11 protein-coding genes and 1 tRNA gene are annotated in these 12055 nt (G+C 52.6%); 2 read left to right on the top strand and 10 right to left on the bottom strand.

Features of this window, described 5'->3' with window-relative positions; translation table 11 throughout:
• From RT018_RS00260 to RT018_RS00250, 3 genes are all read right to left on the bottom strand, one after another.
• A partial coding sequence (locus RT018_RS00260) for a methyl-accepting chemotaxis protein (RefSeq protein ID WP_312938516.1) occupies window positions 1-1434 on the bottom strand: 1434 nt, incomplete at its 3' end.
• Between the two features lie 219 nt (window positions 1435-1653).
• Entirely contained in the window at window positions 1654-2913 is a 1260-nt protein-coding gene (locus RT018_RS00255) for a tyrosine-type recombinase/integrase (RefSeq protein WP_397359403.1), read from the bottom strand.
• A gap of 685 nt (window positions 2914-3598) precedes the next feature.
• Window positions 3599-3675: transfer RNA gene (locus RT018_RS00250), tRNA-Arg, on the bottom strand.
• A gap of 424 nt (window positions 3676-4099) precedes the next feature.
• Here RT018_RS00250 and ymfI point away from each other — a divergent pair.
• Window positions 4100-4837, top strand: coding sequence for an elongation factor P 5-aminopentanone reductase (ymfI, locus tag RT018_RS00245; RefSeq protein ID WP_312938515.1), 738 nt, complete (start codon window positions 4100-4102; stop codon window positions 4835-4837).
• A 77-nt stretch (window positions 4838-4914) separates the two neighbouring features.
• Here the strand turns inward: ymfI and RT018_RS00240 are convergent, their stop codons facing one another.
• The 6 genes from RT018_RS00240 to RT018_RS00215 all read right to left on the bottom strand — a co-directional run bounded on the left by RT018_RS00240 (window position 4915) and on the right by RT018_RS00215 (window position 9763).
• Window positions 4915-6000 (bottom strand): branched-chain amino acid aminotransferase, encoded by a 1086-nt coding sequence (locus tag RT018_RS00240; RefSeq protein WP_312938513.1) that lies wholly within the window; start codon window positions 5998-6000, stop codon window positions 4915-4917.
• 443 nt (window positions 6001-6443) lie between these two features.
• Entirely contained in the window at window positions 6444-6980 is a 537-nt protein-coding gene (locus RT018_RS00235; protein WP_312938512.1) for a 2-oxoacid:acceptor oxidoreductase family protein, read from the bottom strand.
• 1 nt (window position 6981) lies between these two features.
• Window positions 6982-7731 (bottom strand): thiamine pyrophosphate-dependent enzyme, encoded by a 750-nt coding sequence (locus RT018_RS00230; protein WP_312938511.1) that lies wholly within the window; start codon window positions 7729-7731, stop codon window positions 6982-6984.
• Window position 7732: 1 nt separating this feature from the next.
• Window positions 7733-8803, bottom strand: coding sequence for a 3-methyl-2-oxobutanoate dehydrogenase subunit VorB (locus RT018_RS00225; protein ID WP_312938510.1), 1071 nt, complete (start codon window positions 8801-8803; stop codon window positions 7733-7735).
• A 19-nt stretch (window positions 8804-8822) separates the two neighbouring features.
• Window positions 8823-9044, bottom strand: a complete 222-nt coding sequence (locus tag RT018_RS00220; protein ID WP_397359400.1) for a 4Fe-4S dicluster domain-containing protein — start codon at window positions 9042-9044, stop codon at window positions 8823-8825.
• Between the two features lie 29 nt (window positions 9045-9073).
• Window positions 9074-9763 (bottom strand): hypothetical protein, encoded by a 690-nt coding sequence (locus RT018_RS00215; RefSeq protein WP_312938509.1) that lies wholly within the window; start codon window positions 9761-9763, stop codon window positions 9074-9076.
• A 233-nt stretch (window positions 9764-9996) separates the two neighbouring features.
• Here RT018_RS00215 and RT018_RS00210 point away from each other — a divergent pair, with 233 nt between their 5' ends.
• Complete coding sequence (locus RT018_RS00210; RefSeq protein WP_312938508.1) at window positions 9997-10680, top strand: FadR/GntR family transcriptional regulator; 684 nt, start codon at window positions 9997-9999, stop codon at window positions 10678-10680.
• Window positions 10681-11008: 328 nt separating this feature from the next.
• Here the strand turns inward: RT018_RS00210 and RT018_RS00205 are convergent, their stop codons facing one another.
• The gene (locus RT018_RS00205) at window positions 11009-11614 is read right to left on the bottom strand and encodes an NAD(P)H-dependent oxidoreductase (protein ID WP_312938507.1); all 606 of its coding nucleotides are present in this window, start codon (window positions 11612-11614) and stop codon (window positions 11009-11011) included.
• Between the last annotated feature and the right edge of the window lie 441 nt (window positions 11615-12055).

Here is a 12055-nt window from a genome sequence, read left to right as displayed (position 1 = left end):
TTTTTGGGTTTCAACCGCCAATTGTTCTCCTTCCGATACGTTCGACACTGACTTTTCTATCAGAGCACTTGTCTGTTTGGCTGCCTCGGCTGATTTTACCGCAAGATTACGGACTTCATCCGCTACAACAGCAAATCCCTTCCCGGCGTTTCCGGCTCGGGCAGCCTCCACCGCGGCATTCAAAGACAGTATATTGGTTTGAAAAGCGATATCTTCAACCAGCTTTGTGATTTTTGAAATTTGCTGTGATGATTCTCCGATTTCCTCCATGGCCAAAGTGAGTTTTTGCATATACTCGTTGCTTAACGATACCCCATTGCCTGCAAGCTTTACATATTCCGCTGCTTCTCGTACGCTGTCGGCGTTTTCTTCCGCCTGTCGGGCTACGCTGGCCACAGACGCGTTAAGCTGTTCAATTGTGGCAGCTTGCTCTGTCGTTCCGGACGCAAGCTCTTGCGATGCGCTGGCCACTTGCCCAGAGCCCGTATTTACCTGATCTGCAGTTAGGTCAATTATATGTAAAGTCTGGCTTAATTCGTCTTCAATTTTTTGCAGAGCAATTCCAAGCGCATCTTCTTCAGAGCGCAGAGGTACGGCCTGGGTAAAGTCACCATCACTGATCACCTTTGCCGCATATACCTGTTTTTGAATGCCGTCCAGCATTCTGGAAAAGGCTTCGGCAAGCTGTCCGATCTCGTCTTTCGAGTCGATATCCTGTAAATCTACTTCCACCCGGCCCAACGCTATATTATTCGCTGCATTTACTACCTTCATAATCGGTTTGCTGATCATTTTCGCAATTCTTGATCCAAAGAAAATAAAGCAGACGCCTCCTGCAATGACGGTAACAATTAATAGCACCGAAAGAACACGTGCGGTGGAGGCGTTGGATTCAATTGTATTTTCCGCCGCACTCATGCGGTTATCTACCAGTGCGTCAAAATTATCGTATATTTTTTGTATATCAACCGTTTCTCTAGAAAGCGCATTTAGCGCCGCCTCCTGATTTCCTGCCTTTGCAGCCTGAAGACATTTTTGAATAGCGGGGTCAAACTTATCGGTAAATAGACGCACACCTTCGTCCAAAAGCTGAAAGGACTGTTCATTTGTAATGGATGCACGGTAGATTTGCGCCCTATCGAGAAATACCTCTTTTGCGTCAATATAGCTCTTCTCAAATTCATCAATTCTCTGTGGATTTCCAGCGAAAATCACCATGCCTCTTGAGTCAATACGGAACTGATAAAGGCTCTCAATTGAATGAATCAAGTCGTCTATCGGCGCGGTTTGTACCTCGTATAGATAGGTATCCATTTTAATAATATGAAATATTCCAAACAAAAACACCGTACCAACGATCATCAGCATCGCTGTCAGACCTGTAAATGCCGTCAGTAATTTTTTAGAAACACTGAGGTCCTTAAACTTTTTCATTATTGTTCCTCCTGCAGATTTGATAGTGATGCCAAAATTACCAAAAAGATATCTGAACATAATCATTCATCGCGCGATTTTGTTTTTCAAAATGCCTCCTAAATGCTTTCTTTTATTTTGTGGGATACATTTTCTGCTGGGGCGTTATAATAATGTTGACGGTAGCGCTATAAAGTCGCAGTATATGCAAACAGTGATACTTCCAGAAATTCCCTTCATTTACAAGGAGGCCGCCTTTGGCATGACGGCAAAATTGACGGCGGAAACTGCAAGTGTCATATGTGCATCGTGCATTTCATTAAACTTATCAATTGCCGCTCGTTTGTGCTCCATAAGCGAGTGTGCATAAACATTTAGCGTAATGTTGACATTTGAATGCCCTAATATTTCACTGAGAGTTTTAATATCCACACCAAGCTCCAGTGCCCTGGTTGCAAAAGTATGACGTATCGTGTGAAATTTGCGGTCTCTGACCCCAGCTTCCAGCAAAACATTTTTGTATATTTTTTGATATATACGGGGGTCAAACGGCTTAAAATTTCCCGTAAAAATATAGCAATTGTCTTCTATGGAATGAAGATGCATGTTATCCAAAAGCTTTAAAAGAAAGGTAGGCAGAGGTATCTTCCTCAAGGAAGATTTGCTTTTCGGGGTTCCTACGTGTAACATTGTTTTTTGTTCTCCCCCGTCAAAATTTCGGATTCGAGATACGGTTCGCATAATACACATGGTACCCATTTCAAAATCAATATCTCTCCACTTTAAGCCACACAGTTCCCCAAGACGGATGCCCGTATAGAAGCAAAGAAGGATTCCCAGCGCCTTTTTGTCGTCTGAGCCTTGGATGGCATGTTCAATTAGCCGCTGCTCGTTCATAGAAAAGATAGGGATTTCCTTTTGAGTCTGCACCTTTGGCAAAGTAACCAGATCTGCAAAGGCAGCAACTTGGGGCGCGTTTTTAGAAATTTCCCGCAGGGCCATCTTAAATATGGAAAGGATTTTTTTTCGATAGGTCTCGGAAATTGAAATATTCCTGTTCATATTATCTACAAATCTATTGATGGAGCAAGCCGATAGTTCCCTGTTTTCAGGAATGTGAAAATGCGGTATGACATAGCTGCGCATGCAGTGATAATAGCTTTCATAGGTCGAGGGCTTTAGTCGTCGCAAAACATCCCCGGTAAGCCAAGCCTCAAAAAGATCATCCGCATTCTTTTTAATACCGATTGACCCATTGGTTTTTGAAGATTCGTCTTTTGATATATCCTTCATTTTTATTCGCACTTCGCGATAGCTTTTAGCATAAAAATACTTGTATTTTCCATCTCCGACATGAACTCTCCCCTCCCAACGGCCATCTTTTCTTTTATAAATGTTTTCTCCCTTTCGTGACATACGTTCTAAAACTCCTTTCAGATGTGACGAATATGCTGACGGCGCATTTCTTCCGAACAAACGAAAAAAAGCCTGCAACTTCATTAGTTTTCACCTGAACAGCGTCCACTTAATTGGTATTTCAGTCAGGTTGACAAGCAAAACCAGACGATATATAATGAAAGTTGTTGAAGTATATCAAAATTTAGTATCACTGTTTGCATATACTGCGACAACTTTTTGCACTTAAGCGTGTCTATTCTTAGGTTTTCAAGTTTGTCAAAACAAACAAAATGCCAGCCACGAGTAATATTCAGTAATTTGTTGCTTGTTAAAGATGTTTCTCTCTAGTTAATCCAGTAAATTATAAAAGCGCTCCTTTCCAAATGATTAAATGGAAAGGGGCGTTTTTCGTTGGTTGCCTTTGAAGCAAAATAAACAGCTTTCACCATTTTAATGCTCCCCGCCTTTCCATCACAGTGGTAGTCGTCACTTTCCAGCGTGAAGAGCCGCATGTGCATTTGCTTTAATTAAAATAATTATAATGACTATATGGCATTTAAACAACAAACGGTTAATTATCAACGATCCAGTTCGTGGCAATCTTTTTTTCCGACAGCCTTTTTAAACCGCTGCATCTTGGGAAAAAGCAGCATGGAATGACCTCCCATAAATAAAAAACTTTGCAAAAAACCGCCTCTTGCCCCAACCCTTAAAGGGCCGAATTTTCATTGGGCAAAAAGCAAAAAGCTGCAAGCCCATATAAATACAGGATTGCAGCATTGTTGAATGGCGTCCCCGGGCAGATTCGAACTGCCGGCCTTCCGCTTAGGAGGCGGATGCTCTATCCAGCTGAGCTACGGAGACATGAATTCAATTTTCAGGGAAAACTACGAAATAATGAACGGATGGGCATACGCTCCACCACTTGCTTCGAAGGCGCCCGCTCTATCCATTTGAGCGATGTGTTTGTGCGACCTTACATCCGAGACAGCACACGTCCCGCCCAACCGCAAAAAGAAACCATTTGTTATTTTACCCGATTTCCCCTCGGCTGTCAATTGAAATACCCGGCGTAACTTTTTGCAGACGGAATCCCGTCTCCCCACTCCAAAATGGTGGGACAAACGCCTAAATGCTTGCTATCATATAAAAAAGACCGTTGCGGTCCCGTGAAAAAACATTTATAATATCCGAAGACAATCAGGATGCCGCACATTGGTCGTACGCGCATCCATTCTGCAAAACCGGACCCGTCCGCCGAACGGGTGAGCGAAAGGAAATGAACCGCATGACAAACGTGGCACTGGTGACAGGCGGAAGCCGTGGAATTGGACAAGCAATTGCCCGAACGCTTGGAGGGCGGGGCTATGATGTGGCCATCAATTATTATCGCAACCGCGCCACTGCCGAGGAATTGGCGGAAGAGCTGCGCCGCGCCGGGTGCAACGCGGTTGCGTTTGGCGCGGACATGGCAAATTCTAGCGAGGTGGACGCTATGTTCCACACCATAGAAACCGCACTGGGACCGGTGGATACTCTGATTAACAACGCGGGAATCGCCCCGCCCAGCGGATTGTTTCAGGATGTGGATGACGAAACCTGGAACCGCGCCTTTGCCGTAAACGTTGGAGGAATGCGCAGCGCAATCCACCGCGCTCTGCCCCATATGCTCCATGAAAAGCGGGGCAGCATTGTCAACATTTCTTCTATCTGGGGGCTGCGGGGCGCTTCTTGTGAAACGGTTTACGCTGCCACTAAGGCCGCCGTAATCGGGCTTACACGCTCGCTGGCTCTGGAACTGGCCCCGTCCAGCATCCGAGTAAACGCGGTGGCTCCCGGCTGCATCAAAACGGACATGCTCAGCACCCTCGGCCCGGAGACGCTGGCAGACCTTGCCGCGCAAACACCCCTTGGCCGTTTGGGAACGCCGGAGGACGTGGCGGCGGCAGTGGCATTTTTGGCGAGCGATGAAGCCGCCTTTATCACCGGACAAATTCTCACGGTGGACGGCGGCTTCACCGGGTAGAAGAGGGATTTCCCCCTCCAACGCAACCAGCCCGGCTGCAAAAGCAGCCGGGCTGGATATTTGAACGTCAGGCGAAATCAAGCGTTGCAGACCGGAACAATCCAGCCCTTCGTGTCGGGAATTCTGCCCCACTGGATACCGGTGAGCGTATCGTACAGCTTCTGGGTCAGGGGGCCGATTTCGCCATCTCCGATCTTGGCGGACTGGTCCTCATAATCCAATTTCTTAACCGGGGAAACAACGGCGGCGGTGCCGGTGCCAAACACCTCTTCCAGCTTGCCCTCCCGGGAAGCCTTCATCAAATCATCCACTGCCAGCTTGCCTTCCACAACCTCATAGCCCCAGTCCTTCAAAAGCTCAATGATAGAGCGGCGGGTGACACCGGGGAGCACGGTGCCGTCCTTATCCTGCGCCTCGGCGGTATAGAGCTTGCCGTCAATCTTGAAGAAGATGTTCATGGCGCCCACTTCCTCAACATACTTGCGCTCCACGCCGTCCAGCCACAGCACCTGACTGTATCCCCGCTCTTCGGCCACCTTGGCGGCAAGCAGAGACACGGCGTAGTTTCCTCCGCACTTGGTAAAGCCGGTGCCGCCGGGGCAGGCGCGGACATAAGTGTCCTCCACATAGATGTCAATAGGAGCCAGACCCGCAGCGTAATACGCGCCGGAGGGGGCGCAGATGATGATGAACTGATAGGTGGTGGATGCGTGGACGCCGAGCTGCGCCATGGTGGCAATGGTGAACGGACGGATGTACAAAGATGCGCCCTCAGAATGGGGGACCCAGTCCTTCTCAACTTCCACCAGCGCGCGGATGGCCTCCACAAAGTCCTCCTCGGGGATGGAGGGCATGCACAGGCGCTCCTGCGTGTTATTCATACGGCGGGCATTGCAGTCCGGGCGGAAAAGCTGAATCTTTCCCTCGGCGGTACGATAGGCCTTCAGGCCCTCAAAGCACTCCTGCGCATAGTGGAACACCACGGCGGAGGGTTCCAGGGAGAGAGGGGCATAGGGCACAATACGCGGATCGTGCCAACCCTGGCCCTCGGTGTAGTCCATAATAAACATGTGGTCGGAAAAGGTCTTTCCGAAGCCCAGCTTAGACTCGTCCGCAGGCTTTGCTTTGGGGGAAGTCGTCTTCGTGATCTTGATGTTCAGCATTTAAAATTCTCCCTTACTTTTATTTTGAACCGATAAAGCAAAAGGCTCTCGCACCCCTGAAATCAGGGAGGCGAAAGCCAAACTTCCGTGGTACCACTCTCTTTGCCGCAGTGCGGCCTCTTATGTACGCTTCCGCGCACCGCCCCTGTAACCGGGAGGCCCCCGTCGCCGCCTACTGGAGATCCATCTCTTTGGGCGGGCCGCTTCCGGGCCAGACCAATCAGGCCGCGTCCGCTGCCTCGCACCGTGCGGCAGCTCTCTGAAGGCGGCGTTCCTGACGGCAATTCCCGTTCATCGCGTTTTGAATATTAAATTATTTATACGCTCCCGGCAGGAGAAAGTCAATTGTTAAAATGCACAGAACCGGCGCAAGACGGGATATTCGTCCGCCCGTCCGCCGGGAAACCGGCGGACGGGGAACGTTCAATTCACGGCAACCAGCGTCATCCCACGCAGGCCATGCCCCGGCGGAAGGCCTCGATATTCAGAGGAACCAGCTTGGCCTTGGGCCCGGTAAACATCTCCGCGATCATTGCCTCGATGGCCTCGGGCTTCAAAATCTTGGTGGCGGCCACATAAGCTCCCAGCATGGCCATGTTGCCCACTTTGGCGTTGCCCACCTGATCGGCGATCTCCCCGCAGGGGATGTAGTACGCCGTCAAATCTTCGCGGGTCACCTTATCAGTGACGACGGAGCTGTTAACAAACACCGCGCCGCCGGGGACAACACCTTCCTCAAATTTTTCAAGGGAGGGCTCGTTCATGGCGATCAGCTCCGTGGGGTGGTTGAACACGGGAGAACCCACGGGTTTGTCTGACAGCACCACAGAACAGTTGGCCGTTCCGCCGCGCATCTCGGGTCCATAGGACGGGGCCCACGTCACGTTCAGCCCCTCAGCCATACCGGCCTCCGCCAGATTTTTTCCGATGGCAAGACCGCCCTGCCCGCCGAAGCCGGAGATAATAATTTCCTTTTTCATCTCACTTCACCTCCGCACCGGTATCCTTGAGCACGCCAAGAGGATAATAGGATATCATGTTTTCCTTCAGCCACTCCATGGACTTCAGTGGCGTCATTCCCCAGTTAGTGGGGCATGTGGCCAGAACCTCCACAAAGGTAAAGCCTTTCCCTTCCATCTGAAGCTGGAAGGCTTTTTTGATGGCTTTTTTAGCTTTGTTCAGGTTGGGAATGTCGGTGGCACAAACCCGTTCGGCATAGACGCAGCCATCCAGCGTGGAGAGCATCTCCGCCATGCGGATGGGCATACCGGCCTGCTCGCGGGTGCGGCCCTGAGGGCAGGTGGTGGCTCTTTGCCCGATGAGGGTGGTGGGAGCCATCTGACCGCCGGTCATGCCGTAAATGGCATTATTGATGAAAATGGTGGTGAATTTCTCACCCCGCATGGCGGCGTGGACAATTTCCGCCGTGCCGATAGAGGCAAGGTCTCCGTCACCCTGATAGGTGAACACCGGCTGGTGGGGATGGGTGCGCTTGATGCCGGTGGCAACGGCGGGAGCGCGTCCGTGCGCGGCTTCCTGCATGTCGCAGCTAAAATACTTATAAGCAAACACAGAACAGCCCACGGGACACACGCCGATGGCCGTATCCAGCAGGTCCATCTCCTCCATTGTTTCGGCCACCAGCTTGTGAATGATGCCGTGGGTGCAGCCGGGGCAATAGTGGAACTCCACGTCCGTCAGTCCCTTGGATTTTTGATAGACAACCGCCATGTTACTTCGCCTCCTTCAGGGCCTTTTTGCCCGCTTCCACGATTTCCTCCACAGTGGGAATCACACCGCCGGCGTGGCCCAGATAAGAAATGGGTTTGCGGCCCTCCACGCTCAGGCGGACATCCTCGATCATCTGACCGTCGATGCTCATTTCCACGTCCAAAATCGCCTTCACATTGTCACGCAGGGCCAGGTCGTGCAGTGCCTTCTCCGGGAAGGGCCACAGCGAAATGGGGCGGAATATTCCCGCCTTAACTCCCTCGGCCCGAAGCTGCTCCAGCGCCGTGAGAACAATGCGGGCGGGCGTGCCGTAGGCCGTGATGAGAAGCTCGGCGTCCTCCGCGTCCTTGTGGGTCCAGCGAACCTCGTTTTCCTTGATGACCTGATATTTCTTTGCAAGCTCCACGTTAAAGTCGTCGCATTCGTTGGGGTCGATGTACAAAGAGTTAATCACGTTGTGGTGCTCCCGGCCCTTTCGGCCCGTGGTAGCCCAGTCCTTGGGTGCAAGCCGGCGTTTTGGAACCTCATGCCATTCGATGGGCTCCATCATCTGGCCAATCATACCGTCGGCCAGCACCAGCACGGGGTTGCGATACTGGTCGGCGATGTCAAACGCCTCCTGCACCATGTCCACGGCCTCCTGAATGTTGGCGGGGGCCAGTACCACGGTGCGATAGTCGCCGTTGCCGCCGCCGCGAGTGGCCTGAAAATAATCGCTCTGGCCCGGCTGGATGGTGCCAAGGCCCGGACCGCCGCGCATGCAGTTGACGATCACGGCGGGCAGCTCCGCGCCCGCAAGATATGTAATCCCCTCCTGCTTCAGGGAAATACCGGGGGAGGACGAGGAGGTCATGGCCCGCATTCCGGCGCCTGCTGCCCCATACACCATGTTGATGGCGGCAACTTCGGACTCTGCCTGAACAAATACCTTGCCGTGCTGTGGCATGTGCAAAGAGAGATATTCCGGAATCTCGCTCTGCGGGGTAATGGGATACCCGAAGAAGCAGTCGCAGCCCGCGCGGATCGCGGCCTCTGCAATCGCCTCATTTCCTTTCCAAAGCTCTTTTCCCACGAAAATTCACCCTCCTTCGTCAAATTTTTTCCACGGTGATTACGGAATCCGGACAGATTTTTGCGCAGCTCGCGCAGGCAATGCATGCCGCCATATCCACCACCCCGGCGGGATGATAGCCCTTGCGGTTGATGGCGTCCATGTCAATCGCCACGATGTGCTTGGGACACACAGAAACGCACAGCTCGCAGCCCTTGCACCGGTCCCGGTCAAATGTTACCCTTGCTGCCATGATACTCATTTGCCTCCCTTCATCTTGTTGAGAGCCTTTTACAGCTCCCACGGTTTTTTCATATAAATGTCAATGGGAAACAGCTTAAGGCCCGCGAGGCTTTCCTCGCCGGCAAAGCGCCGCTCCGCCACATGGCACATAACGGGAATGCCGGTTTCCCGGGAAACCGCTTCCGCCAGCTCCGCGCCCTTGAGGATTTCCTCGGGCGTCGTCTCGCCGCACAGATGGGTATTGTTTACAATACCGCCGCACACAAGGCCTGTCACGGCCTCAATGCTGCGAAGATAAGCCATGGCGGCCTCCACCGTGCGCACCTCGGGCCGGTTAGCGTTGAGCACGAAGAGGAGGTTGTAATCCTCCGCAAGAATCTTGGGCTGAAACCGGGCCAGCACCCGCGCGCCCACCGGGTCACCGCCTACGTCCAGGACACCCCGGATTTCCCGATTTTCTAAAATAGTTAACAGCTCCGCCGGAAGCGCGGGCACGTCCGCGTCGCTGCACTCCTGAGAGGAGGAGATCACCCGGATTCCCGCCCCCTCCAAAAGCTTTTTCCGCTCTCTGGAGCGAAAATAGGGGTTCACGATGTCCACGTCCGCCAGCATGGCGGCGTGTCCCTCATGAGCCAGCCCCAGCGCATAGTTTACGGCAAACTCGGTCTTTCCCGTCCCGTAATGCCCGCAGACAAGCACGACGCGACTGGAGCAGACCTGATCGGATGTCAGAATCAAAACGGCCCCCTCGCTTTCAAAATTTCAAAAAAGAGTTGTATTATTATCGTATGCGTTGTATGATGTCAGTATAACCTATTTGACGAGAGATGTCAAGGGAAGTTATTGTGCCATTTGCCGAATCGCTGTCGATTTCATTGCAGAATTTGATGCAAATAAAATGTGCCTTACGGCAAAGTGAATGCACTTTAAAAAAACGAAATACGCCCCCATAGGGGCGAAGGAGGACTTTGATGGAGGAACCGAAAAAGGCAAAGCTGTCCCAGCGGGCGGCGGAGCGGTTGATGGATATGATTTCGGAGGAGCACCGCTATGAAACCGGGGGCAAGCTGCCCAACGAAAACGAGCTGAGCGAACTTTTAGGCGTCAGCCGCACCACGTTGCGGGAAGCCATTTCTTTTCTGGTGGCGCAGGGCGTGCTAGAAATTCAGCGGGGCAAGGGGACGTTTGTGGCTCGGGAGCTGCCCCGTTTCCCGGTGGATATGACGGCCCTGACGGATTTGCGGTCCCGAACCAGAGCAAGGGACCTGTTTGAAATGCGTTTGATTTTTGAGCCGGCTACGGTGGCGCTGGCCTGCCAGCGGGCAAGCGACGAAGAACTGGATCAAATTCGCCGCAAGGCGGAGCGGATGGAGCAGATTGCCGCCTCCGGCGGAGATTGGCCCGCCGCGGATCAGGACTTTCATCTGAGTATTATCCGCGCCTCTCACAATGAATACATGCGCCGCCTTTACCCCATCATCAACGACGCGGTGAGCGAAATCATGCAGATTTCGGAAAATCAAAAGCACATGCAAGAAATCGCCGTGGCGGACAACCGGCTGATTGTTGATTTTCTGCTGCGCCGGGACGACGTGGGCGCGCGCTATGCCATGAGCATCCACATGAAGCACCTGATTCAGACGCTGCGGGTATGACCCGCTCCACCCAACAGAAAGTTTTTAATCGGCGGCAGGTTTTTCGCGCCAACGGAAGAGTTTTCCTACCCTGAGGAGCTTTACCGCGCCGGAAGCTCCATTTCCCGCCAGCTATCTCCGCTCCTGTTCTCGCTACGACAAAGAACACCCGTCTCGGCAGTGCCGGGACGGGCGCTTGCGTCTTTTTGAATATTCTTGCAGGATTAAACGTTCCTTTTCCCGGCGGTATCCGCGCCGGGGCCATTTCCGTTATAAAGGGCAGGTTCAGCTTTCTCTCAAAAGCGGCTTTTCTCCCTAAGGCGCCATTTGCCAACTTCCGGAAACTACCTCAGCGAGTTTCGGAGGGCCGAAGCGTCCGCGCAAGGGCCGCCGCCTCAGCGCAGGCATCGGCCAGCAGAGCCTTCGGATCGGCGCCGTCCAAATCCAGCCCGTCTGCCGCCACGCATGTCAGGTCGCCAATGCCGAAAAACATCTGAATGGCTCGAAGGTAAGGCACGGCCTGTTCCAGCGGATCTCCAGCGGGATAGGCACCGCCCCGGGTGGTGAGAAACACACATCGCTCTGCCGCGCACAAGCCTTTCAGGCCCTCTGCCGTGCTGCGGAAGGTGATGCCTTCCACCGACACGTTTTCAATGTAGACCTTCAGTAGCGCAGGAAAGCTCATGTCCCAAAACGGGGCGGCAATTACGATCAGGTCCGCCGCCGCCAGCTCCCGCGCCCGGTCAAACCGAGAATCGTCCGTCTTTCCGGCTTTCAGGAGGGCTTCCCGTCGGTCAAAAAACGCACCAGACAAGGGTCTCAAATCCTCTTCCATCAGGTTTACCGTCGCCACCTGCCAAGCTTCTGGCAGCGCGGCGAAAAATGCCTCCGCCAGCTTCCTCGTGCGGGACGCTTCTCCCCGGATACAGCAGTCGATATACAATACCTTTCTCACAAAGTGCCTCCTGTCGTTCCTCTCCGGGAAAGCATCTCCGCTTCCTCATCGAAAGGCCGCTTTTATCATATTTTTCTTTAGTATACCGCCCTCGGAATGTGCCGTCAAGACCGGCGGTCCCCTCCCAGTAATTCTTTCCACTCCCACATTACAGAGGTTCCTTGGCGGGACGGCCTGCCTTTGGGGTTAACCCCCCCTCCGGTTCCAGGACCCCGCGCTGCCGCTCTGTTCATTGTTTCCGCGTCACCGCGCCGGTTTCAAGGCTTCCTCTGAAATGTTTATGCGAAAAAACGTGTGTGTTCCAAATATAAATGTCCGCTTACTAAAAACAGCTTATGGAGCATATGAAATTGCACAAAGTTTTTTCCCGAAGTCTTTTGGTTTTAGAAAAAGCCATGAAATGCGCACTTTCTTTCGGTCATCCAAGGCAAAAGCGTTGAC

Origin of the sequence: Oscillibacter sp., from assembly GCF_032060045.1 — a bacterium.
Lineage (GTDB): Bacteria > Bacillota > Clostridia > Oscillospirales > Oscillospiraceae > Oscillibacter.
This window is presented reverse-complemented; position numbering and strand designations above follow the sequence as displayed.